Origin of the sequence: Lentzea aerocolonigenes, from assembly GCF_000974445.1 — a bacterium.
GTDB lineage: Bacteria > Actinomycetota > Actinomycetes > Mycobacteriales > Pseudonocardiaceae > Lentzea > Lentzea aerocolonigenes.
Window position 1 is genome coordinate 295,880 of sequence record NZ_BBOJ01000017.1, and the last position, 24,520, is coordinate 320,399.

At 68.3% G+C, this 24,520-nt stretch carries 18 protein-coding genes; 4 read left to right on the forward strand and 14 right to left on the reverse strand.

The genetic code is table 11. The features are described 5' to 3' along the window. The first annotated feature begins 49 nt into the window (after positions 1-49). The gene (locus AOM45_RS31680) at positions 50-1,315 is read left to right on the forward strand and encodes a CHRD domain-containing protein (RefSeq protein WP_051784317.1); all 1,266 of its coding nucleotides are present in this window, start codon (positions 50-52) and stop codon (positions 1,313-1,315) included. A gap of 77 nt (positions 1,316-1,392) precedes the next feature. Continuing rightward, entirely contained in the window at positions 1,393-1,926 is a 534-nt protein-coding gene (locus AOM45_RS31685) for a tetratricopeptide repeat protein (protein ID WP_030471194.1), read from the forward strand. Here the strand turns inward: AOM45_RS31685 and AOM45_RS31690 are convergent, their stop codons facing one another. The 8 genes from AOM45_RS31690 to dctA all read right to left on the reverse strand — a co-directional run bounded on the left by AOM45_RS31690 (position 1,927) and on the right by dctA (position 15,725). Further along, the gene (locus AOM45_RS31690; RefSeq protein ID WP_035912451.1) at positions 1,927-3,255 is read right to left on the reverse strand and encodes a SulP family inorganic anion transporter; all 1,329 of its coding nucleotides are present in this window, start codon (positions 3,253-3,255) and stop codon (positions 1,927-1,929) included. It lies immediately after the preceding gene. 13 nt (positions 3,256-3,268) lie between these two features. Further along, positions 3,269-3,841, reverse strand: a complete 573-nt coding sequence (locus AOM45_RS31695) for a carbonic anhydrase (protein WP_030471196.1) — start codon at positions 3,839-3,841, stop codon at positions 3,269-3,271. Positions 3,842-3,901: 60 nt separating this feature from the next. After that, positions 3,902-4,216, reverse strand: coding sequence for a hypothetical protein (locus AOM45_RS31700; RefSeq protein ID WP_030471197.1), 315 nt, complete (start codon positions 4,214-4,216; stop codon positions 3,902-3,904). 182 nt (positions 4,217-4,398) lie between these two features. Further along, positions 4,399-7,284: a DUF4062 domain-containing protein gene (locus tag AOM45_RS31705; RefSeq protein ID WP_030471198.1), complete on the reverse strand. Its 2,886-nt coding sequence runs from the start codon at positions 7,282-7,284 to the stop codon at positions 4,399-4,401. A 51-nt stretch (positions 7,285-7,335) separates the two neighbouring features. After that, the gene (locus AOM45_RS31710) at positions 7,336-7,758 is read right to left on the reverse strand and encodes a hypothetical protein (protein ID WP_156094190.1); all 423 of its coding nucleotides are present in this window, start codon (positions 7,756-7,758) and stop codon (positions 7,336-7,338) included. A 90-nt stretch (positions 7,759-7,848) separates the two neighbouring features. Then, the gene (locus tag AOM45_RS31715) at positions 7,849-9,354 is read right to left on the reverse strand and encodes a glutamate synthase subunit beta (RefSeq protein ID WP_030471200.1); all 1,506 of its coding nucleotides are present in this window, start codon (positions 9,352-9,354) and stop codon (positions 7,849-7,851) included. Next, a complete protein-coding gene (gene gltB / locus AOM45_RS31720; RefSeq protein WP_030471201.1) occupies positions 9,347-13,870 on the reverse strand; it encodes a glutamate synthase large subunit in 4,524 nt (1,507 codons plus the stop codon). The genes AOM45_RS31715 and gltB overlap by 8 nt, the downstream gene beginning before the upstream one ends. 505 nt (positions 13,871-14,375) lie before the next feature. Next, positions 14,376-15,725, reverse strand: a complete 1,350-nt coding sequence (gene dctA / locus AOM45_RS31725; protein ID WP_030471202.1) for a C4-dicarboxylate transporter DctA — start codon at positions 15,723-15,725, stop codon at positions 14,376-14,378. Between the two features lie 111 nt (positions 15,726-15,836). On the opposite strand from dctA, the gene AOM45_RS31730 reads away from it, so the two are divergent. Continuing rightward, positions 15,837-16,736: a TAXI family TRAP transporter solute-binding subunit gene (locus tag AOM45_RS31730; RefSeq protein ID WP_030471203.1), complete on the forward strand. Its 900-nt coding sequence runs from the start codon at positions 15,837-15,839 to the stop codon at positions 16,734-16,736. On the opposite strand, the gene AOM45_RS31735 is transcribed toward AOM45_RS31730, so the two are convergent. The 4 genes from AOM45_RS31735 to AOM45_RS31750 all read right to left on the reverse strand — a co-directional run bounded on the left by AOM45_RS31735 (position 16,705) and on the right by AOM45_RS31750 (position 20,860). Further along, positions 16,705-18,078 (reverse strand): sensor histidine kinase, encoded by a 1,374-nt coding sequence (locus AOM45_RS31735; protein WP_030471204.1) that lies wholly within the window; start codon positions 18,076-18,078, stop codon positions 16,705-16,707. The two genes, AOM45_RS31730 and AOM45_RS31735, sit on opposite strands and share 32 nt — an antisense overlap. Before the next feature lie 48 nt (positions 18,079-18,126). Further along, positions 18,127-18,789 carry a response regulator transcription factor gene (locus AOM45_RS31740; RefSeq protein WP_030471205.1) on the reverse strand — a complete coding sequence of 221 codons (663 nt, stop codon included), beginning with the start codon at positions 18,787-18,789 and terminating at the stop codon, positions 18,127-18,129. Positions 18,790-18,792: 3 nt separating this feature from the next. Then, complete coding sequence (gene lgt / locus AOM45_RS31745; RefSeq protein ID WP_051784318.1) at positions 18,793-19,809, reverse strand: prolipoprotein diacylglyceryl transferase; 1,017 nt, start codon at positions 19,807-19,809, stop codon at positions 18,793-18,795. Between the two features lie 490 nt (positions 19,810-20,299). Continuing rightward, on the reverse strand, positions 20,300-20,860 hold the full coding sequence (locus tag AOM45_RS31750; RefSeq protein WP_030471207.1) for a Uma2 family endonuclease: 561 nt from the start codon (positions 20,858-20,860) through the stop codon (positions 20,300-20,302). 248 nt (positions 20,861-21,108) lie between these two features. Between AOM45_RS31750 and AOM45_RS31755 the strand changes: the two genes are divergently transcribed. Next, positions 21,109-22,401, forward strand: coding sequence for an RNA-guided endonuclease InsQ/TnpB family protein (locus AOM45_RS31755; RefSeq protein WP_236703897.1), 1,293 nt, complete (start codon positions 21,109-21,111; stop codon positions 22,399-22,401). A 99-nt stretch (positions 22,402-22,500) separates the two neighbouring features. Here the strand turns inward: AOM45_RS31755 and trpA are convergent, their stop codons facing one another. Both trpA and trpB read right to left on the reverse strand, forming a co-directional pair. Beyond that, positions 22,501-23,289: a tryptophan synthase subunit alpha gene (gene trpA / locus AOM45_RS31760; RefSeq protein WP_030471209.1), complete on the reverse strand. Its 789-nt coding sequence runs from the start codon at positions 23,287-23,289 to the stop codon at positions 22,501-22,503. After that, complete coding sequence (gene trpB / locus AOM45_RS31765) at positions 23,289-24,509, reverse strand: tryptophan synthase subunit beta (protein WP_030471210.1); 1,221 nt, start codon at positions 24,507-24,509, stop codon at positions 23,289-23,291. The genes trpA and trpB overlap by 1 nt, the downstream gene beginning before the upstream one ends. Between the last annotated feature and the right edge of the window lie 11 nt (positions 24,510-24,520).

The following is a 24,520-nucleotide window of genomic DNA, read 5'->3' on the forward strand; positions in this document are numbered from 1 at the left end:
GGTCCGCCAGACCCCCCGACTCCCACTGAGGAGCCTTGGAGCACATCCCATGTCTCGCAACAAAAACGTCGCTGCCGCATGCCTTCTGGGCGCCACACTCGCCGCAGCGGTGGTGACACCGGCGTCCGCTGCCCAGGACGCCGTCACCGTGAAGATCACCAACACCGCCGGCTACGAGGCCACGTTCTGCGCCGCCGACACCCTCGAAGGCCGGTGCCTGGACGGCGCGAAGAAGGGCGAGTCGCGCACCTTCACCGTGAAGCCGGGCCGCGGGCCGATCGAGGTCCGCGTGGTCGTGAAGAACGGCGGTTCGGCGTTCCAGAACTTCACCGCCGACGGTCCGACGTTGAACATCGACGCCAGTGGTAGCCCGGAGAAGCCGACCGCGGTGAAGGCCGGATCAGGTGGCGGCGACGAACACGGCGGGAGTGAGCACGGAGGCCACAACCCCGCGCCCGCACAGCCCGCCCCCGGCCAGCCCGCGCCCGAGCAGCCCAAACCCAGCCCGGTGAAGGGCAAGCCGTTCTTCTTCTCCGCCGACCTCGACGGCAAGCAGGAGGTCCCCACCCCCGGCGGCCCGGCCGTCGGTGACGAGGACGGCTCCGCGAAGGCGTTGGTCGAGGTGCGCGGCGACCGCGTGACGTTCGCGCTGGAGTGGAAGAAGACGGCCCAGCTCACCCTCGGCCACCTCCACCAGGGCGTGGCGGGCCAGAACGGTCCGGTGAAGGTCAACCTCTTCGCCACCCCGATGCCGGAGACGCTGTCCGCGGCCGCCGGCCAGACCGTCGTCGACCCGAAGCTCGCCGACGAGATCCGCAAGAACCCCGCGGGCTTCTACCTGAACCTGCACAGCACCGACCGGCCCGGTGGTGCCGTGCGCGCCCAGCTCAAGCCGCTCGGCAAGCACGTCAACCCGCTCGACATCATCAAGGGCGGCAAGCTCCGCGCGTTCTCCAACGGCCGCAACGAGGTGCCGGTGCAGGACGGCCCGAAGGTCGGCGACCCGGACGGCCAGGCCGTCACGTTCGTGCAGCCCAACGGCACCGGTGTCGACTTCTCGCTGGCGTGGGTGAACATCGACGCGCCGACGCTCGGTCACGTCCACCAGGGCGCCAAGGGCGTCAACGGCCCGGTGAAGATCACGTTCTTCGGCACCGCCGTGCCGAACGGCATCTTCGCGGTGTCCGGCACGGTCGGCGGGGTCGACCAGGCCGCGCTGGACGCGCTGAAGAAGTCGCCGAAGGACTTCTACTCCAACATCCACACGGGCACGTTCCCCGGCGGAGCGGTGCGCGGCCAGTTCACGAGCCACTAGGCCACCTGAATGACGGCGCCGCGACCGCGACCCCCACGGTCGCGGCGCCGTCCCGCACACGGAGTAGATTGCTCCAAATGGACGCTGCGAACGAAGCTCGCCGCCTCGAACAGGAACTCGAAGACGACCCGGAGGACCGGGACGACGTCCTGCTGGCGGCGGCGGACGCCTGGCGCCGGGCAGGAAACCCCGGCCGGGCGATCCTGCTGCTGGACGAGGCCATCGGCGGGGAGAACACCGATCGCGCACGGGTCGCAATGGCCGAGATCCTGTTCCGCCTCGGCCGCGAGGACGAGGCGCGGGCTCAGCTCGACGCCTTGCGGAAGTCCTGGCCGGAGTCCTCTGAGGTCCTCCACGACGTCGCTTTCCTGCTGGAGAAACGCGGCGAGCTCGAGGAAGCGCTGGTCTGGTACGACCTCGCGATCGCCAGGGTGGACCCCGACGACCGGGCCGACGACGTCGCTGCCGCCGACCGCCGCGGGGTCCGCCAGAAGCTCGGCCTGCCGGAGGACGAACTGGACGTGGAGGTCGAGCCTCTGGCACGCCGTCTCGAGGAAGCCCTCCAGCGAGGGCTGGCGGAGATCAACGCCCGGCGTCATCCGCCCCGGTGACTACCTGCCGACCAGCTCGACGGTCCTGCCCGCCCGGCGGGACTCGTCGACCCACTGGTCGATGGCCTGCCCGCAGGCCTGGTCGAGGTGCCGGACGCCGCTCAGGTCCATCCGGACGTGCTCGCGGTCGACCCGCTCCAGTTCGTCGAGCAGCCGCGGCAGCCTGAGGAACGTCGCGTTGCCCTTGAGCGCGACCCCGTCCGAGGTGACGGTGACGGACAGCCGCGACACTTCCCACGCCGTCTTGACGACCGCGGCCAGCAGACCGACGACGGTGCCGGTCAACAGGTCCGTGGCGACGATGAGCCCGGCGGTCAGCACGAGCACCGCACCCTCGGCCTTGTCCGTGCGCCACAACGTGACCACCTGCTTCAGCCCGAGCAGCTTCCACCCGGCGTGCACGAGCACCGCCGCGAGCACGGCGATCGGGATCAGCGTCAGCAGTCCGGGCAGCAACACCACGAACAGCAGCAACCACACGCCGTGCAGCACCCTGGACGCCTTCGTGCGCGCTCCTGCCGACACGTTGGCCGCACTGCGCACGATCACCGCTGTCATGGGCAACGCGCCGAGCAGGCCGCAGATCGTGTTGCCGACGCCCTGCGCGACCAGTTCCTTGTTGTACCGCGTGCGCGGACCGTTGTGCATCCGGTCGACGGCGGCCGCGCTGAACATGCTCTCCGCCGACGCGACGAGCGCGAACACGACCGCCGTGCCGATGACTCCGGTGTCCAGCAACGAGAAGTCCGGCAGGTGCACGTCCGTCGACAGCTCGCCGACCTCGATGCGCGCCACCCGCGAGGCGAACAGCGACGCCAGCGCCGTGCACACGACCACGCCGACCAGCATGCCCGGCACGACCTGAAGCGGACTCCGCTGCCACAAAAGCATGATCACGACCGTGAGCAACCCCAGCGCCAACGCGACCGGGGAGACCACCAGGTGCTTGAGCTGCCCGAAGATCAGCACCAACCCGATGCCGGCGAGCATGCCCTGCACCACGGACGGCGAGATCGCGCGGAACCACCGCCCGCACCTGGCTAAGCCCAGCACCACCTGAATGATCCCGGCACCGAGGACGATCACGCCCAGCGCCTGGATCCCGTGCCTGCCAACGGCATCCGCCACCAGCACCGTCAGCCCCGCAGCCGGCCCGCTCACCTGCATCGTGCTCCCCGGCAGCAGCCCGACGACGATGCCGCCGACCACTCCCGTCACGATCCCGAGCTCGGCCGGCACCCCGGACGCCACCGCCACGCCAACGCACAGCGGCAGCGCCACGAGGAACACGACGACCGACGCACCGAGGTCGGCCCAATACCTCTTCATGTTCTCGAAACCCCTACAGCGGCAGGAAAGCGTGCTCGGCACAGGCGGAAACCTCGCCTGTCTCGATGTCGTAGAACCAGCCGTGCACCCGCAACGCCCCGGCCGCGACCTTCTCGGCCACGAACGGGTAAGCCAGCAACACGTCCAGTTGCGCCCGCACGTGCGCCTGCCCTTCCGAGCGCATCGCCGGATCGCTGACCTCGCGCGGTGCCCTGGGCCGCAACCAGCCGCGCATCGCGGGCAGGTGGTCGATGCCACCACCGTGCAGCGCGCCGACCGCACCGCAGTGGGAGTGGCCGCACACCACGATCTCGCTGACCCCGAGCTGCAACACCGCGAACTCGATCGTGGCCATCTCACTCGACGGCACCGTCAACGTGTAGGGCGGAATGACGTTGCCCGCCGTCCGCAGCTCGAACAACGAGCCGGGCTCGGCCCCGGTGATCGCCGCGGTGACGATCCGCGAATCAGCGCACGTGATGAACATCGTCGTGGGCTGCTGCCCCGCGGCGAGCTTCTTGCCGACGGCCCGCGACCGCGACCCGGCGTGTTCGCGGGCATGCTGAACAAAGCGATGGAAGTCCATGGGAATCCCTCACTGCTATTGGGAAAAGTGTTCGTTTTGATCGGAGAAGGCGGGCACCGATCAGTTCCGGAACACCTGCAGTGCAGGAGGTGTGCGCCACACGGCTATCGGTTCGGCCTCGGAAACCGGGACGAAGGCGACGTCGGCACGCGGCGCGACAGCCACGGCCTCGACCGGCCTGCGTGTCGTCGGCGCGGTCCGCTCGACGGCGGCCGGCACGCGCAACCTGTTGGTCTCACGCTCCTCGCGGGGCGCTTCCTCCTTGGGAACCGACGTCTTGGACTTCGGCGGCGGCGCACCGATCGCCACGGGCGTGACCGCGGGCATCAGCACGGCGCACAGGGCGACCACGACCGCGAGCAGAACGCTGCGCATGGCTCACCCCCGTCCGAGTTGATCTACCTCCTCCAGTTTTACCCGAGCGGATGACGCGATGGTTAACAGAAGACATAGATCACCGCCTCACACCCCAGATTCACCCGAAAGAGTGTGCGTGTTTCACGGACTGGAATGACCATCCGGTAGCAGCCGAACGTCAGATCACACAGACAGCGATCTCAGTAGTAGAGCTCGTGCACACGACGGGCCTCGCGTCTCACATCACCGTGCGGATGTTCCCTGGCGAAGTCCAGGATGAACTTTTCGGCATCCTCGCCACGTCCGCTGGACACGACGATTTGCCGGAGAACGTCCGAACTCACCAGACGGCCCCAGAACCAGGCGCGCAGGAGGCCGAGATCCACCACGGCACACACCCGGATCACCGCCGTGTGCGCACCTCTGTACCTTCGTTTTCCAAGCTTTTCCCACAAGAAGTCCCGCAGGTCGGGAGAGCTCCGCCACCCTCTCAGCAGCGCCAGCACGACAGCTTCGACCACACCGTCTCCGGCGCCTGGATGTTCAAGCCTCGCCAGACGCAGAACGAGCTCGCGCGCGAAGATGTCTCCCGCCCAGGCGACCGAGAGGTGGTGCGCCAGCCAGATCGTGTGCGTGTAGGAGGTCTCGTTGGGGATTCGGTTCGCAATGGCCTCCAGCACTTCCGCTCGCCGAGGCCACTCGCGGTCGAGTGCTGTGATGAGCGGCTCGCGGACACGTCTGATCCGCTCCACCCGGAGTGCCTCCACGAATGCCCTGAAAACGGTCTCGTTGCCGGATTCCTTCTCCAGCGAGGCGATTGCCGCTCTCCGAACGGCTTCATCGTCGTCGCTGAGGCCGACCACCGCCGCCTGCAGACGGTCCGCAGCGGAGGAGACCGCGAGCTCGAGCTGAAAACCGATGATCCGGTCACCGAGAACCTGCGCGTTTCGATAGGCCTCGATCTTCCTCAGGGTGTTCGCCGAGAAGGTCACGAGTCCCGCAATGGACCCGAGTACGGACACCACTTCCGCGGCGTGGGCGGCGCGGTGGTCGGATCTGGGCGGGATGTGGTCCAACAACCCGACCAGCAGACGTGCGGTCTCCGTCGCCCACTCCTGGTCCTCCGGTGGCACCGAGCCCGCTTCTCCGAGGCAGCGAACGGCGAACGCCGTGACGAGCAGGTGGAAGCCGCTGACGAGGTGCTGCACGACCTCCCTGATCGGAGAACCCTGACCGGCCAGCATCGCGGAGAGCAGGAGCAGTGGTTCACGCCACTGGTCCTCGTCCCAGTGCGCCGCATACACCTCCTGCTTGAGCCAGCGGTAGTCCGCCTTCCTACGGTTGAACTCGGCCAGCACGTGCCTCGCCGCGAAGTACTCCATGAAGGTTCGGTGCACGAAGCCGAAAATCCCGTCGCCGGTCTCGGCCAGGATGAACGTTCGTTCCCGCAGGTGGTTCAGGATCTCGCGGGCGATCGCCTGCGCCTCACCCGGCGACTTCGCGTACTGCCGCTCCAGATACGCGCCGATGATGTCCCTCAGAGGCCCGTAGGCGATCGCATTCAGCTCGTACCCTGCACCGCACGAAGATGACAACATCGTCATTGCGATGTTCTGCAGGATCTCCGCCTTCTGTTCTCCGCCGACGCGGAAGTCCAGCGGCAGCAACTCCTTGGTGTCGATCTTCTTCCGTTTGACGTCCCAGTCCTCCAGCAGCACACCGGTGCACCGTTCATACAGCTGCCAGCGCTTCTCCGGAAGGTCCTGATGCTTGTAGATCACCGCCATCATGGTGAGCAGCAACGGGTTTCCTGCGAGCTCCTGCAGCCTGGGATTGTCCTCGATCCGACGAACCAGGCCGGCGGCATCGCGCTGATCGCTTTCCAGGCTGTAATGCCGATACCACCTCGGTACGAACTCGCGGATCTCCTTCAGCCCGAAGTCGAGCAGCGTGTAGTGCTGGAATCCGGAGAGCCCGAGCTCGCTCTCGTCATAGCCGACGATCCGCGACGAGACGACAACCCTCGCGTTGGGGAACCTGCTGGTGAACGCGCAGAACTGGTCGATCACCCTGCTGCGTGCGGCGGGGTCGAAGATCTCGTCGAGGCCGTCGAAGAACACCACCGCGCCGCAGTCCAGTGCATCGGCGAGTTGTGCCTGGCCGACCCGGATGTTGAACCTCTCCCAGATGCTCGCTCCGAGGTAGCTCAGGAAGTCCGGGCTGCGCACCAGGACGTACTCGCGCAGTTCGATCAGCAACACCAGCGGCAGGTTTCGCATCGACGACGGGACCCACCGCCCGTCACCCGCGATGTCGGACATCGCCAGCAGTGCTGCTTGGAACAGCGTGCTCTTGCCGCTGCCCGGCCCTCCGAGGATCACCTGCTTCGGCTCACGACCGAGCACCGCGATGCTGTCCTCGGCGAGCGCCGGACCGCCCACGCCCTCGTCGTCCGGCAGGTCGTAGTTCGGACGCCCGGAGCGGAGTTGTTGCGGGACGAAGACCTCCAGCAGCGGCACACGAGCCAGCCGGTCGTGCTGAGCCCCGGCGATCACCGAGAGGCGGACCCACCGGTACCTCTCGACCACGGCCTGCCTGTACTCGCCCCAGTCGGTAGTGGCCGAGACCGCGGCGTCGGACCTTTCCCACTTCTGGATGCCCTCACCGACCTGACGGGCGAGGTCGTCCTTCGACGTGAACAAGCCCGCGATGCGTGCATTGAGCAGCTCCTCGCGGAACTCGTCGACCTTGGGTGAGCGTTCCATCAGCTTGGGCGGCCAGGCCTCGTCGTCGGAGAGGACGAAGGCGAGGCAGGGCACGCCGGCGTCGAGGGCGGCGCGGTATTCCTGTTCTGTGATGGACTTTTCATCGCCGGGCGGAATGAAGCCGTAGCGCCAAGCCATGATCACGATGTACAGATCGGCAGAACGCACGTCTGTCAGGCACTTCTCGACCGGCCGGACGTCTTCCGCCACGTAGTACTCCATGGCGATGTCTTCGTGGCCGAGGCGGCGGATGGCACGGCGGACGGCCTCGCGGTGGTCGGGCAAGTCCGCGAACGTTGACGAGACGTAGACGCGCGCCATCCAGCAATGTTCGCACGAGAAAGGCGAGCGGCCCGGAAGCCCGCCCGCCGCTCACCCGTTGGTCGGCAGGATGCCGAACTTCTCCTCGACCATCTCCCAGAACACGTCGACGGCGTCCTCGACCTTGTACTGCCGGTATTCCCACCGGCGGTACTCGCTCCAGAAGGCGAGCCCCATGTGGCCGCGCAGGGTCGGGTAGTTCGCCGGAGAGACGACGAAAATCGACTCGCGCTCACCGGCTTTCGCGTGCGCCGGCACGACCGTGAGGTCGTGCATGGAACTGATCACGAGCAGCTGATCCGAAACTCCGCTCGCCAGCACGCTGTCGATGATCTCGGCCAGGTACCCGAAACCGGCCTCCGCCAGCGGGCCCGTGACGTACCACCCCTGCGCGTAACCGGTGAGCCGCTCCCATCTCTCGCTCGGAAACTCCTCGCCGACAGGCTGGTACGGCCACTCCGAGGCGCTCTCCACGCCGATCACGCTACCGAAAGGCGAACGCCCCGGCCGACGTCGTTGTCGGCCGAGGCGTTCATGCTGCTCCCCGCGGGTCGGACTCCGTTGTCAGACCACAGCGAGCGGAAGCTGGTTCGGGATCACCGGCGAAGGCAGGTTCGACGAGCCTGTGAGGAACTTGTCCACGGCGTTGGCCACGGACCGGCCCTCCGCGATCGCCCACACGACCAGGGACGCGCCACGGTGGGCGTCGCCGCAGACGAACACACCGGGTGCCGAGGTCTGCCAGTCGGAGCCGCAGGAGATCGTGCCGCGCGCCGACAGCGAGATGCCCAGGTCGTCGAGCAGGCGCATGTGCTCCACGCCCTCGAAGCCGATCGCCAGCAGCACCATGTCCGCGGGCAGCATCTCGACCTCGTCGGTCACCGGGATCACCGAGCGGCGGCCGGACGAGTCCTTCTCGACGCGCACCTGCTGCAGCTCGATGAACCGCACGTGGCCGTCCTCGTCGCCGACGAAGCGGCGCACGGCCACGGCGAAGCGGCGTTCTCCCGCCTCCTCGTGGGCCGGGTAGGTGCGCAGGATGTGCGGCCACACCGGCCAGGGCGAGCGGTCGTCGTCGCGGACGCTGGGCGGCAGCGGGTACTGGTCGAGCTGCGTCACGGACAGCGCGCCCTGGCGGGTCGCGGTGCCGTAGCAGTCGGCGCCCGTGTCGCCACCGCCGATGACGATGACGTGCTTGCCCTCGGCCGAGATCGCCGACGGGCCGTCGCCCTCGCAGGCGCGGTTCGCGGGGACCAGGTGGTCCATCGCGAGGTGCACACCCTTGAGCTCGCGCCCAGGAGTCGTCTTGTCGTCGCGGCCGCGCAACGCACCGACCGCGAGCACGACCGCGTCGAACTCGGCCCGCAGCTGCTCGACCGTGACGTCGACGCCGACCTCGCAGCCGGTGACGAACTTGGTGCCCTCCTTGCGGAGCTGAGCCAGCCGGCGGTCGAGGACCTTCTTCTCCATCTTGAACTCGGGGATGCCGTACCGCAGCAACCCGCCAAGACGGTCGTCCCGTTCGTAGACGACGACTTCGTGACCGGCACGGGTCAGCTGCTGCGCGGCGGCGAGACCGGCCGGACCGGAACCGACGACGGCGACGCGCTTGCCGGAGGACACGGTCGCCTGGGACGGCTGGACGTAGCCGTTCTCCCACGACATGTCCGCGATGGTCTCCTCGACCCGCTTGATCGCGACCGCACCGCCCGCGTCGTGCGAGATCGCCAGCACGCACGCCGCTTCGCACGGCGCCGGGCACAACCGGCCCGTGAACTCCGGGAAGTTGTTGGTGGCGTGCAGGCGGTCCGAGGCGAGCTCCCAGTCGCCGCGGCGCACCAGGTCGTTCCACTCCGGGATCAGGTTCCCGAGCGGACAACCCGCGGTTCCGCTGTGGCAGAAGGGAATGCCGCAGTCCATGCACCGCGTCGCCTGCGTGCGCACGGCGGCGTTGCGCTCTTCAGGAGCCTCGGCGAGGTAGACCTCGTTCCAGTCCTGCAAGCGTTCCGGCTTCGGACGCTTCGGCGCGTCGGACCGGGTGTACTTCATGAAACCCTGTGGATCAGCCACGAGACGCCTCCATGACAGCCGCGTCAACGTCCCGGCCCTCGGCGCGAGCGAGACGCATGGCCTCGAGAACGCGCTGGTAGTCGCCGGGCATGACCTTCGTGAACGCACCGGCTCGCCGAGTCCAGTCACCGAGCAGCGAAGCAGCCACGGCGGAACCCGTGTGCTCGTGGTGCTTGGTGACGGCGTCCTTGAGCCAACGCAGGTCCTCGGCGCTGAGGCGCTGCAGTTGCACCATCTCCTGGTTCACCGACAACGGGTCCAGGTCGAGCACGTACGCGATACCACCGGACATGCCGGCCGCGACGTTGCGCCCGGTCGGCCCGAGCACCACTGCCCGGCCACCGGTCATGTATTCGAACGCGTGGTCGCCCACGCCCTCCGCCACGAGCAGCGCACCGGAGTTGCGGACGCAGAACCGCTCACCGACACGGCCGCGAAGGAAGACCTCACCGGACGTCGCGCCGTAGCCGATCACGTTGCCCGCGATCACCTGGTCCTCGGCGCGGAACGGCGCGTCGTCGTGCGGCCGCACGATGATCCGCCCGCCGGACAGGCCCTTGCCGACGTAGTCGTTCGCGTCGCCGACCATCTCCAGCGTGATGCCGCGCGGCAGGAACGCGCCGAGCGACTGGCCGGCGGACCCGGTGAGCTTCACCCGGATCGTGTCGTCCTCCAGGCCTTCGCCGCCGTAGCGACGGGTGACCTCGGCGCCGAGCAGCGTGCCGACCGTGCGGTTGACGTTGCGGACCGGCAGCTCCAGGTTGACCTGGTGCGCGTCCTCCAGCGCCGCCTCCGCGAGCTGGATCAGCGTGCGGTCCAGGGCCTTGTCCAGGCCGTGGTCCTGGTCGCGGATCTTGCGCTTCGCCGTCGGGTACGGGGTTTCCGGCACCTCGAAGACCGGGGTGAGGTTCAGGCCCTCGGTCTTCCAGTGCTCGATCGCCTCGTCCTTGTCGAGCAGCTCGGCGTGACCGACGGCCTCGTCGATCGTGCGGAAACCGAGCTCCGCCAGCAGTTCCCTGGCTTCCTGCGCCACGAACTCGAAGAAGTTCACGACGTGGTCGGCCTGGCCGGTGTAGCGGGCGCGCAGGTCGGGGTTCTGCGTGGCGACGCCGACGGGACACGTGTCGAGGTGGCAGACGCGCATCATCACGCAGCCCGCGACGATCAGCGGTGCCGTGGCGAAGCCGAACTCCTCCGCGCCCAGCAGCGCCGCGACGACGACGTCACGGCCGGTGCGCATCGCGCCGTCGACCTGGACGGTGATGCGGTCGCGCAAACCGTTGAGCAGCAACGTCTGCTGGGTCTCGGCGAGGCCGATCTCCCACGGCGTTCCCGCGTGCTTGAGCGAGTTCATCGGCGAGGCACCGGTGCCGCCGTCGTAGCCGGAGATCAGCACGACGTCCGCGTGGGCCTTGGCGACACCCGCGGCGACGGTGCCGACACCGATCGACGAGACGAGCTTCACGTGAACCCGCGCCTGCTCGTTCGCGTTCTTCAGATCGTGGATGAGCTGCGCCAGGTCCTCGATCGAGTAGATGTCGTGGTGCGGCGGCGGCGAGATGAGACCGACGCCGGGCGTCGAGTGCCGGGTGCGCGCGATCCACGGGTAGACCTTGAAGCCGGGCAGCTGGCCGCCCTCGCCGGGCTTCGCGCCCTGCGCCATCTTGATCTGGATGTCCGTGGAGTTCACCAGGTACTCGCTCGTGACGCCGAACCGTCCACTCGCGACCTGCTTGACCGCCGAACGGCGCTCCGGGTCGTACAGGCGCTCGCGGTCCTCGCCGCCCTCACCGCTGTTCGAACGACCGCCGAGGCGGTTCATCGCGATGGCGAGGGTCTCGTGCGCCTCGGCCGAGATCGAGCCGTACGACATGGCGCCGGTGTTGAAGCGCTTGACGATCGAGCTGACCGGCTCGACCTCGTCGATCGGGATCGGCGTGCGGCCCTCGGTGCGGAACTTGAACAGTCCGCGCAACGTGCCGCCCTGCCGCGAGATGCGCTCGACCTCCGCCGTGTACTGGCGGAAGACGTCCTCCTTGCGCGTCTTCGTGGCGTGCTGCAACAGGAACACCGTCTCCGGCGTGAACAGGTGCAGCTCGCCCTCGCGGCGGTACTGGTACTCGCCACCGACCTCGAGCCGGCGGTGTTCACGCGCCGTCGGGTTGTCCGGGTGCGCGCGGCGGTGGCGCAGCGCGACTTCCTCGGCCAGCACGTCGAGGCCGGCTCCACCGAGCTTGGACTGCGTGCCGGTGAAGTACTCGTCGAGCAGGTCGTTCGACAGGCCGACCGCCTCGAAGATCTGCGCCGCGGTGTAGGCGCCGACGGTCGAGATGCCCATCTTCGACATGATCTTCAGGACGCCCTTCACGAGCGCCTTGACGTAGTTGCGGACCGCCTTGTGCGCCGGGACGCCGGTGATGGCGCCCTGGCTGATCAGGTCCTCGATCGTCTCGAACGCGAGGTACGGGTTCACCGCGGCGGCGCCGTAGCTCAGCAGCGCGGCGACGTGGTGGACCTCGCGGCAGTCGCCGGACTCGACGACGAGCGCGACGCGCAGCCGTTCCTTGGTGCGCACCAGGTGGTGGTGCACCGCGGAAACGAGCAGCAGCGACGGGATCGGCGCCATCCGGTGGTCGGAGTCGCGGTCACTCAGCACCAGCGTGCGAGCGCCGTTCGCGATGGCCTCCGACGCCTCGCGACGCACGCGCTCGATGGCCGCCGCGAGCGCGTCGCCGCCACCGTCCACCTCGTACAGTCCAGAAAGGACGGTGCAGGCGAAGCCGGGCAGGTCGCCGTCGTCGTTGATGTGGATGAGCTTCGCGAGCTCGTCGTTGTCGATGACCGGGTAGTCGAGCGTCACGTGGCGGCACGACACCGGGCCGGGGTCGAGCAGGTTCTGCTCAGGACCCATCACGCGCTTGACGGACGTGACGATCTCTTCGCGGATCGCGTCCAGCGGCGGGTTGGTGACCTGCGCGAAGTTCTGCACGAAGTAGTCGTAGAGCAACCGGGAACGCTGCGACAGCGCGGCGACCGGGGTGTCCGTGCCCATGGACGCGAGCGGTTCCATGCCCGAGACCGACATGGGCGTGAGCAGGATCCGCAGCTCCTCCTCGGTGTAGCCGAAGGTGAGCTGGCGGCGCACGACGGACTCGTGGCTCTGCAACACGTGCTCGCGGTCCTGCAGGTCGGCGAGGTCGAGCAGACCGGCGTGCAGCCACTCGTCGTAGGGCTGCTCCGAGGCCAGGTTCGACTTGAGCTCGTCGTCGTCGATGATCCGGCCCTCGGTGGTGTCCACCAGGAACATGCGGCCCGGCTGCAGGCGGCCCTTCGCGACCACCTGGTCGGACGGCACGTCGAGCACGCCGGTCTCGGACGCCAGCACCACGCGGCCGTCCGCGGTCTGCCACCAGCGCGCGGGGCGCAGCCCGTTGCGGTCGAGCACGGCGCCGACGATCTCGCCGTCGGTGAACGTGACACAGGCCGGGCCGTCCCACGGCTCCATCAGGGAGGCGTGGAACTGGTAGAACGCACGGCGCTTCGGGTCCATCGTGGCGTGGTTCTCCCACGCCTCCGGGATCATCATCAGCACCGCGTGCGGCAGGCTTCGGCCGCCGAGGTGCAGCAGCTCCAGCACCTCGTCGAACGACGCCGAGTCCGACCCCTCGGGGTCGCAGATCGGGAACAGCCGCGCGAGGTCGCCGGGGATGAGGTCGCTCTCCAGCAACGCTTCGCGGGCGCGCATGCGGTTGCGGTTGCCGCGGACGGTGTTGATCTCACCGTTGTGCGCGACGAACCGGAACGGGTGCGCCAGCGGCCACGAGGGGAAGGTGTTCGTGGAGAAACGGCTGTGCACCAACGCGATCGCCGTGTAGAGGCGCTCGTCGTGCAGGTCGGGGAAGAACGCCGGCAGCTGCTCGGTCGTCAGCATTCCCTTGTAGACGATCGTGCGCGCGGACAGCGACGGGAAGTACACGCTGCCCTCGTGCTCGACCCGCTTGCGCAGGCAGAACGCCAGGCGGTCCAGCGCGATGCCGGACTCGTCGCGCGTGCCCTTCACGAACAACTGCGCGAAGTGCGGCGCCACCGACAGCGCCGTCGGGCCGACATCCGCCTTCTCCGGGTCGACCGGCACGTCGCGCCAGCCGAGAACGACGAGGTTCTCCTCTTCCGCGATGCGCTCGATCTGCTCCATCGCGGCAGCACGTTCTTCGGCTTCAAACGGAAGGAAAGCGATTCCTGCCGCGTACTGCCCGCGTTCCGGCAGGTCGAAACCGACGACCGCGCGGAGGAACTCGTCGGGCAGCTGCAGGAGGATGCCGGCACCGTCACCCGACGTGGGCTCGGCACCGGCGGCACCCCGGTGCTCCAGGTTCGCCAGCGCCGTCAGGGCATCGCTCACGATGCCGTGGGAACGCCTGCCCTGGATGTCGGCCACCATGGCGACACCGCAGGCGTCGCGCTCATCAGCGGGGTCGTAGAGACCCTGGGGGCCGGGGATGGCGGAGAAGATCACTGCGCAGACCTCCTTCGTCGTCCTCGCTAAAGAACAAAGTCCTCGTGCTCAGACCTCGTACCAACAGGTGGGAGCACGGGACGACGATGGCCCGCGTGTTGACGCGACTTTAACAGCCGCGAAACCCAGGGACACCCGCCAATGGGTGATCTAGGTCATGGATGTGTAACGATTCCCCGCAGCGGAGCGACATTGCGGCCAACGTCGGCGTTCGTTACAGCCGAGTTAGCGTAACCGACCGTTCAACATCAACCAGCCTGATGAGAGCTGCGCGACAATCACGGTTTGACAGTAGATCCAGTGGGTAACCCCACGTTTTCGCTGCTCCGCGCTCTGCCATCTCAGTTAGCGGACGCTCACCGCCGTTCGTTCAGGCGCAAAAGACCCTTTAGACGACCAAGGTCCCGTTCACCCGCGCCGCATGCGGGAGAACGGGACCTCGGCATACATGGAGGTCTGGTCGCGTGGCCGGAGGCGGGAAGAGACGCCTCCGGCCACGGACGTCTCAGTGAGCAGCCGCCACCTTGTCCGACTCGGCGTGCTGCTTCTCGAGCAGGTCGTCGACGTCGACGAGGTCCGGGTTGTTCAGCACCTCGTTCAGGCGCTCCTTGTCGAGACCCTTCTGCCAGGCGGCGACCACGAGCGACCCGACACCGTTGCCGATCACGTTGGTGATGGCGCGGGCCTCGGACATGAAGCGGTCGATGCCGACGATCAGCGCGATGCCGACCGCGGGGATGGCCGAGTGGGCCTCGAAGGCCTGCAGCGAGGCGGCCAGGGTGACCAGGCCGGCGCCGGTGACGCCCGCCGCGCCCTTCGACGCGATCAGCATGAACAGCAGCAGGCCGATCTGGACACCGATCGACACGTCGTGACCAGTGGCCTGGGCGATGAAGATCGCGCCCATGGTCAGGTAGATGCACGTGCCGTCGAGGTTGAACGAGTACCCGGTCGGGATGGTGAGGCCGACGACCGACTTCTGCGCGCCCGCCGCCTCCAGCTTGACCATCATGCGCGGCAGGACGGACTCGCTGGACGACGTGCCGAGGACGATCAGGATCTCGTCCTTGATGTAGCGCAGGAACTTCAGCAGGCTGAAGCCCGCGATCCGCGCCACGATGCCGAGCACGACGACGATGAACAGCAAGCACGTGGCGTAGAAGGAACCCATCAGCCACAGCAGCTTGCTGAGGATGCCACCACCGAACTTGCCGACCGTGTAGGCGATGCCACCGAACGCACCGATCGGCGCCGCGTACATGACGATCTTGATGATGCCGAACATGACCTTGGACAGGGTCTCCATCGCGGAGACGACCCTGGCGCCGCGTTCACCCATGCCCGCCACGGCGACGGCCACGAGGATCGCGATGACGAGGACCTGGATCAGCTGACCGTCCGTGAACGCGCTGACGAACGACTTCGGGATCAGGCTCAGGATGAAGCCGGTGACACCGGTCTCCGCGCTCGCCGCCGACTTCAGCGTGGCGTCGGCCGCCTTGGCGTTGAGCTCGATCTCACCGCCGTGGTGACCCGGCGCCACGACGTTCACGACGATGAGGCCGATGGCGAGCGCCACCGTGGTCATCGCGGTGAAGTAGAGGATCGTCCGCAGTGCGAGCCCGCCCGCCTTGGCGAGGTTTCCGAGGCCCGCGATGCCGACGATGATCGTCGCGAAGATGGTCGGCGCGATGACGACCTTGACGAGGTTGACGAACAGATCGGCGAGCCACTTCATCTCGGCCGCCTGTTTCGGGAACAGGAAGCCCACTGCTGCGCCCAGCACGATGGAGACCAGCACCCAGAAGTACAGGTGCTTGTAGATCGGTTTGCGGCCTGTGGTCGTGGTCGCCACGGTTCCTCCTCGAACTTCGTGTTGGGTGTGAGGGTGGGCCGCGCCACAGGACGCGACAAGCGGACGTCAGGAAACTTCAGACAGCCCTGACGTAACAGCTAGGCTTCGTCGGTGTCGCTCAACCGTCGCACACTTCTGCTAGGGGCCGGACTGGCCCTCGCCGGGTGTACCCCGCGCAGGGTCGACGCACCCGCTGAACTGGTGCTCGCGACGGGGCCGGAGGGGGCGGTCTTCCGCGAGGTCGGAGGGGCGCTGGCGGCCGCGCTGGCCGAGCAGCTGCCGGGCACGAAGGTGACCGCGATCCCGACCGCGGCGTCGGTGGAGAACCTCCAGCTGCTGCGCTCCGGCGAGGCGCAGCTCGCACTGTCCTCTTTGGATCCGATCGACGACCCGCAGAGCGTCCGCGCGGTCGGGCGGCTCTACGACAGCTTCATGCAGATCGCGGTGCCGATCTCGTCGCCGATCCGGACGTTCTCCGACCTGGCGGGCAAGCGGATCTCGTTGGGCCCCACCGGTTCCGGCACGGAGTTCACCTCCGTGCGGATGCTGAAGACGTTCAACGTGTCCACAACGGCCGAACGCATGGCGCACTCGGAGGCGTCACGGCGGGTCGCGGACGGATCGCTGGACGCGATGCTCGCGCTGACCGGCATACCGACGCCCGCGATCACCGACCTCAAGGGCAAGGTGCGGCTGATCGACATCGCCGCGGAGGCCATCAAGTTCGCGGACGCCTACAAGGGGCCGTACATCCCGGCGACGATCCCCAGCACCACCTACGAGGGCGTGGTGGCGAACCCGACGTTCGCGGTGCCGAACCTGCTGCTGGCGCGCGAGTCGCTGAGCGCGGACGTCGTCGAGGTCGTGACGCGCACGGTGTTCACCGAGACGGCGCGGATCGTGGAGGGGCACCCGGAGGCGTCGCGGATCAACGTGCGCACCGGCATCGCCACCGGCCTCGTTCCGCTGCACGACGGTGCTATGCGGTGGTTCCGTTCCGTGAAGCGCTGAGGGCCACCCGCACGTCCAGGCCGGGGTGGGCGTCGTGCAGGGTGAGCGTGCCGCCCGCCGACTCGATGAGCTCGGCGCAGATCGCGAGGCCGAGCCCGGTGCCCGCGATGTTCTGGTGCTTGGTGGCCCGCCAGAACCGGTGCAGCGCCTGTTCGCGTTCCTCGTCGTTCAGGCCGTCGCCGTTGTCGATGACGTGCAGCTCGCCGGGGCTGCCGGTGACCCGCACCTCGGTCGCGTTGGCGAGCCGGACGGCGTTGCTGACGAGCTCGTCCAGCACGCTGCCCAGGCCGCCCGGCGGCTCCTGCATGGTGAGCCCGGCCGGCATGTCGATCTTCAACGTGACGTCGGCCTGGCTCGCGAGCGCCTGCCACGCCGGTTTGTGGGTCGCGAGGAGCTGGTCGATGTCGACGGGCTCGGTCTGCCGGGCGCTGTCGAGCCGCGTGGCAGCGAGCAGCGTGTCGAGCACGCGACCCATCTCCTCGGCTTCCTCGACCGCGATCTGGTGCGCTTCCCTGCCGTGCTCGCTCCGGACGTGCGGTTCGAGGTTGTCCACGGCGAGCCTGAGGCTGGCCAGCGGGTTGCGCAGCTGGTGGGAGGCGTCGGCGACGAACGCCTTCTGCCTGTTCAGGGCCCTGCCGACGACGTCGACCATGGTGTTGAAGCTCTTCGCGAGCCGGCGGAGCTCCGGCGGGCCGCCGACCTCGTCCGCCCGCACGTCGAGGTTGCCCTGGGCGACGGCGGCGGTGGCCTCGTCGAGCTTGCTGACCGGCCTGAGCACCCACCTCGACATCGGCCAGGCGGCGGCGACCACGGCGAGCATCGGGGCGAGGCCCGCCAGCGCCATGAGCCCCCACTGACGCAGCACCTCGTGCCTCAGGCCCTCTGTCTGCGAGATCGTGACGACCGCGGCCACCACCTCACTGTCCCGGCCGACCGGTTCGACGACGACCATCGGCCCGGTGCGCCACGGCCAGCCCGTGTAGTCGGGTTCGGGCCTTATGCCGCCGTTCAGCGCCGTGTTGAGGGCCTTCGTGACCTCGGGGTCGGCGGTGGGGTTGAAGCCCAGCCGTGAAGCCAGCAGGATCCGCTTGTCCGCGCTGACCAGGGCCACCGGGACGTCGTAGAGGGCGTCGTAGCGCTGGATCTCCTGGCTCAGCGCCTCCAGCCGGTCCGACTGCAGCGCGCTCTCGCCGAGCGAGGCGAACCTGCTGGCGTCACCGAGGCGGTCGAGATACGTCGTCTGCGTTTCGCGCTGCACCACCGCGGACGCCAGGGGAATGCCCAGCGCCGCGACCAGGGCGACGAGCAGCGGAACGGTGATGACGAGCAGTCGGCGGAGCATCGGTTGCGATTGTTCCGCACGTGCCTGTGGATGTCTCTCGGAGACTCGTCACGTGGCGAGCCGGTACCCCACGCCCCGCACGGTCTCGATCTTGACGTGCCCGCCGAGCTTCCCGCGCAACGCCGCGATGTGCGTGTCGAGCGTCCGCGACGGCGCCTCCCAGTGCGCCTGCCACACCTGGTCGACGATGAAGTCGCGGCTCACGACCTCACCCTTGCGGGCCGCGAGCAGGGCGAGCAGGTCGAACTCCTTGCGGGTCAGCGACAGCGGCTCCCCGGCGAGCGTGACGGCCCTCGTCGTCGGGGAGAGCTCCAGCGCGCCGACCTGGACCGGCGCCTCGCTCTCCGGCTCTGCCCGATGGGTTCGGGTTCGTCTGAGAACAGCCTCGATCCTGGCGAGGAGCTCGGACGTGCCGAACGGCTTCACGACGTAGTCGTCGGCCCCCGCCCGCAGCCCGAGCACGCGTTCGCGTTCCTCACCGCGCGCGGTCACCGTGATGACGGCGGTGCCCGGACGGTGCCGCAGCTCGCGCAGCACGTCCAGGCCGTCCCCGTCGGGCAGGCCGAGGTCGAGCAACACCACGTCGGCGGGCGCGGCACGCAGCGCGTCGGCGGCCGTGGCCACCCGATGCACCTCGTAGCCGGCGTGCCGCAGCGCGGTCAGCAGGCCTCTGGCCACCCGGTCGTCATCCTCGACGACGAGCACGCGCACAGATCACTCCGGTTTGACGGTCTCCGGGGAGTTGACGGACTCCGTGGAGTTCTTCTTCTCGGCGTCGTCCTTGTCCTCGACGACGTCGGCTTCCTCGGCCGGTTCAGCTGCGGTGTCCTCGACGTCTTCAGCCGGGGTGCCACGCAGGGCCGCGACGTCCTCACGCTCACCACGCGACCTGGCGATGACGAAGTAGGCGACCGCACCGAGGAACACCAGTCCCGACACGAACACGTTGACGCGAGTGCCGAAGATGAGCGTCGCCTCGTCCGTCCGCATCAGCTCGATCCAGAACCGCCCGGCCGTGTAGCCGGCGACGTAGAGCGCGAACGTCCGCCCGTGACCCAGCCGAAACCGGCGGTCGGCCCACACGATCAGCGCGGCGACACCGAGGTTCCACAACAGCTCGTAGAGGAACGTCGGGTGCACGACCTGAATCGGAGTGTGGTCGATGGCGACACCGGCCAGCGCGTCCTCACGCCCCTCAGGCGTGACGCGGCGGTAGATCTCCAGCCCCCACGGCAACGTCGTGTCGCCACCGTAGAGCTCCTGGTTGAAGTAGTTGCCGAGCCGCCCGATGGCCTGCGCCACGACGATGCCGGGCGCCAGCGCGTCCGCCATCGCAGGCAGCGGAATGCCCTTGCGCCGGCACCCGATCCAGGCACCCACCGCACCGAGCGCGATGGCACCCCAGATCCCGAGACCACCGTTCCAGATCTCGAGCGCCGCGAGCGGGTTCTTGCCCGGCCCGAAGTACTTCTGGTTGTCGGTGATGACGTGGTAGAGCCGCCCACCCACCAGCCCGAACGGCACCGCCCACACGGCGATGTCGGTGACCTCACCCTTGATGCCACCACGTTCGACCCAGCGGCGCTCACCCCACCAGATGGCGACGATGATGCCGGCGATGATGCACAGCGCGTAGGCCCTGATGGGGAGCGGACCGAGATACCAAACACCACGGTCTGGGCTCGGGATCGTGGCCAGGACGGCGTTCAACCCGTTCAACACGTGGCCCACCGTACCGGTGGGCTTGTGTGCGTCTCGTTCGGACGCGCGATCGTTACCGGCCCGAACCCTGGCAGTGGCGCGGGCGTGGTGCCGGAGATCGACGGCACGCGGCGTTGACCGAGGTGAACGGGGGTCAGAGGCACCGCTGCGACCTGAGACCGTTCAGCTGCGGTCGGCCCGAGCCCAGGGCTCCTCGACTCGGCGAACGGTGCCACTGCGGCCCAGCGCTACCGGACCACGCGGCTCGGCTCGCCTGTCTGACCCATGTCACTCGGCTCTCCGGCCCGACCCGTGTCACTCGGCTCTCCGGCCCGACCCGTGTCACCCGGCCCTCGGGCCCGACACGCATCACCCGGCCCTCCGGCCCGACACGCGTCACCCGGCTCTTCTGCCCGACCCGTGTCACTCCGCAGGGGATTCGGGCCGCGCTTCCGCCACGCCTCACGGGTTCCGGGCCGGGTTCGCCGCCCCAACCGATGCCCGCCGGTAGGCGCAGCGGCTAGAACTTGATCGTCACGGGGAACGGTCGCTCGATCTCCAGCACGCCGTCCTCGCTGGTGGCGACCTCGACGTAGCTGTCGCCCCGCAGCTCGAGCAGCGTCGCCTCGACGACACCCGGCTCCGGGTCGACCATCAGGTAGTACTGGATGCCCGCCTTGGCGTAGAGGCTGCGCTTCAGGCCCGCGTCGTTCAGCCGCGTGCTCGGCGAGAACACCTCACCCACGAGCACCACGTCGGACACCGGGAACATGACGCCCGCCTCGCGCGGCTTGACGATCGTGAAGTCCGGGATCACCAGGCGCCCGCTGGACAGCAGGACGTTCAGCTCGATCGTCGTCTGGAGGTGGTCCGGGCAGGCTGCGCGCAAGGCTGCCGCAGCATCGAACACCAGTTGCTGGTACCGGTAGGACCCCAGCGGGCTCACGAGGAGCATCCCGTCGACGAGCTCGACACGTTGACTGTTGTCCTCCGGCAACGACAGGACGTCGTCGAGCGACCAGGGGCCCACGTGCCTCGGCAGCAGGTACTCGGCTGGTGCCGTTTCTGCTGGAGCCGCCACAGGGCATCACCTCCGAAAACCGCCCGGCGAGTACCAGTGTGGCACGCCGGGCGAAGGGCTGGCTTGTGCATAGCGCCACGATCGCAGGTCAGACGACCCGCCAAAGGGGGTTTTGAGCCCAACCGACCGAGATTCACTCGATCAGGTGTTCGAATGTGTGTCATGCTCTTGGAGGAAGGTCAAAGGGTTCGAAAGAAAGCGGTACGTCCGGTGCAAACGCCTCTCAGCAAAGGACGCGGAGCCGCACGGTGATCCGCGCCTACAAGTTCCTTCTGCGTCCAACCCTGCGTCAGCAGCATGCGCTTTGCGAAATGCTTCGCGACCACTGTTCGTTGTACAACGCGGCGTTGCAGGAGCGGCGGGATGCCTACCGGCACGTGTCGAAGACCCACATCCGCTACGGAGACCAGTCGGTTCAGCTCAAGGAGATCCGTGCATTCGACCCGGAGCGGCAAGGTCGGTGGTCGTTCTCCAGTCAACAGGCGACGTTACGTCGCCTGGACAAGGCGTTCGCTGCGTTCTTCCGGCGCGTCCGGACCGGGCGAAAGCCCGGCTATCCGCGGTTCAAAGGCGTCGGACACTTCGACACGGTCATGTTCCCTAAAGATGGTGATGGCTGCCGCTGGGACTCCACGCCGCACAACCGGCAGACCCGTGTCCGTATGCAGGGCATCGGGCATATCCGCGTGCACCAACACAGGTCCGTGCAGGGCCGCGTGAAAACCATCTCGATCAAGCGTGAGAGCGCGCGTTGGTACGTCGTCCTCGCTTGTGACGCGGTGCCTGCCGATCCGCTTCCCGCCACGGGCCGCCAGATGGGGATCGACATGGGTATCACGCACTTCCTCACCACCAGCGAAGGTGTGCACGTAGAAAACCCGGAGTACGGCAAGAAAACCGCCGCCGCATTGGCCGCCGCGCAGCGGACCCTCGTCACCTTCCCCAGGCGGAGCAAAGGGCGCAGCAAGGCCCACCGAGCCGCCGCGCGCAAGGTCGCCATGCTGCATGCCAAGGCGCGCCGCCAGCGGCTGGACTTCGCGCACAAGGCCGCGAACTTCGTCATCCGCGATGCCGACGTGATCGCACACGAGCGGCTGAACATCACCAGCATGACCCGCGCTCCAAAAGCAAAGCCCGATCTTGGGAACGCCGGCGCGTTCCTGCCCAACGGGGCCGCCGCCAAGGCCGGACTCAACCGCAGCATCCTCGACGCGGGTTGGGGCATCTTCCTGAACATCCTCGCGAACAAGGCTGAAAGCGCCGGTCGCCGGGTGATCCAGGTAGACGCTCGCAACACCTCCCGCACCTGCCCAGACCCGACATGTGGACACGTGACAGCGGACAATCGCGATGGAGAAGCCTTCGCTTGCGTCAAATGCGGACTCATCGAGCACGCTGACCGCGTAGGGGCTATCAACATCAACCACAGGGCCGGGCTGGCCCTCTGCGCGGTGGCGGTACAGCCACCCAAGCAGGAAGCCGACGACTTCAGTCATGGGCGGAGTCACCCCGACAACCACTCGATGGCGAAACACGGGTGAAGCCGGTACTGCACAGCCGATTTCACCGGTACACAAAGCAGAACCGCAAAAGCAAAACCGCCCGACCCGAAGGCCGAGCGGTTCCACGAGAAAGGAGGATCAGACGGTCGCCGCAGCCGACCGCACGCCCTTGGCCAGGTCCGCCGCCAGTGCCCGCACGGCGCCGTCCCCCTCGGCCACGGCCGACACGAACGCCGAGCCGACGATCACGCCGTCCGCGAACCCCGCGATCTCCGCGGCCTGTGCACCGGACCGCACGCCCAGCCCGACGCCGACGGGGATCGAGGTGTGCTCACGGACTCGCGCGACCAGTTCGGGGGCGGCGGACGACACGACGTCGCGGGCGCCCGTGACGCCCATGACCGCGGTGGCGTACAGGAAGCCCGAGGAGGCGCGCGCCGTCATGTCGATGCGCTCCTCCGTCGACGACGGCGCGACGAGGAAGATGCGGTCCAGGCCGTGGGCTTCCGAGGCCGCCATCCAGTCGTCGGCCTCGTCCGGCACGAGGTCGGGCGTGATGATCCCGAGGCCACCGGCCGCGGCGAGGTCGCGTGCGAACGCGTCCACGCCGTAGCGCAGCACGGGGTTCCAGTAGGTCATCACGACCGCGCGGCCACCGGTGTCGGCCACGGAGGACACGACGTCGAACAGGTCGCGCACGCGGAAGCCGGCGGACAACGCCTGCTCGGCCGCGGCCTGGATCGTCGGGCCGTCCATCACGGGGTCGGAGAACGGCAGGCCGACCTCGACGAGGTCACAACCGGACTCGACCATCGAACGGAGGTAGTCCTTGGAACCGGGGACCGTCGGGAAGCCCGCTGGCAGGTAACCGATCAGAGCGGCACGCGACTCCGCGCGCGCGGAAGCGAAAACCTCAGACACCGACATCAGGCCTGTCCCCCGTCCGCGAGGCCGAAGTACTTCACGGCCGTGTCCATGTCCTTGTCCCCACGACCGGAGAGGTTGACGATCAACAAGCCGTCGGGGCCGAGCTCCGGGCCGAGCTTGAGCGCGCCCGCGAGGGCGTGCGAGGACTCGATCGCCGGGATGATGCCCTCGGTGCGCGAGAGCAGTGCGAACGCCTGCATGGCCTCGTCGTCGGTGACCGGGAAGTACTCGGCGCGGCCGATGTCCTTGAGGTGCGAGTGCTCCGGGCCGACGCCGGGGTAGTCGAGGCCCGCGGAGATCGAGTGCGCCTCGGTGATCTGGCCGTCCTCGTCCTGCATCACGTACGACATCGCGCCGTGCAGCGAACCGGGCGTGCCGGCCGTCAGCGTGGCGCCGTGGCTGCCGCTGTCGAGGCCGGACCCGCCGGGCTCGACGCCGACCAGCCGGACGTCGGTGTCGTCGATGAAGCCGTGGAAGATGCCGATCGCGTTCGAGCCACCGCCGACGCAGGCGACGACGGCGTCGGGCAGCCTGCCCGCCTTCTCGAGGATCTGCTCACGCGCCTCGATGCCGATCACGCGGTGGAAGTCGCGAACCAGCAGCGGGAACGGGTGCGGGCCCGCTGCAGTGCCGAGCAGGTAGTGCGTCTCGTCGACGTTGGTGACCCAGTCGCGCAACGCCTCGTTGATCGCGTCCTTCAGGGTGCGCGAGCCGGACTTCACCGGGATGACCTCGGCGCCCAGCAGTCGCATGCGGGCGACGTTCAGCGCCTGGCGCTCGGTGTCGACCTCGCCCATGTAGACGACGCAGTCGAGCCCGAGCAGCGCGCACGCGGTGGCAGTCGCGACGCCGTGCTGGCCGGCGCCCGTCTCGGCGATCACGCGCTTCTTGCCCATGCGCTTGGTCAGCAACGCCTGACCGAGCACGTTGTTGATCTTGTGCGAACCGGTGTGGTTGAGGTCCTCGCGCTTGAGGAAGACCCGCGTGCCGACGTGCTCCGCGAACTTCGGGGCCTCGGTCAGCAGGGACGGGCGGCCCGCGAAGTCCTTCAGCAGGCGCTTGAACTCGTTGACGAACTCCGGGTCCAGGCGGGCCTTGTCGTACTCGGCGGCCAGCTCGTCCACCGCCGCGATCAGGGCCTCCGGGACGAACCGGCCACCCCACGGGCCGAAGTGGCCACGTGCGTCGGGATCGTGCGGCGTGGGCGTGAACTGGCCCATCGGATAGCTCC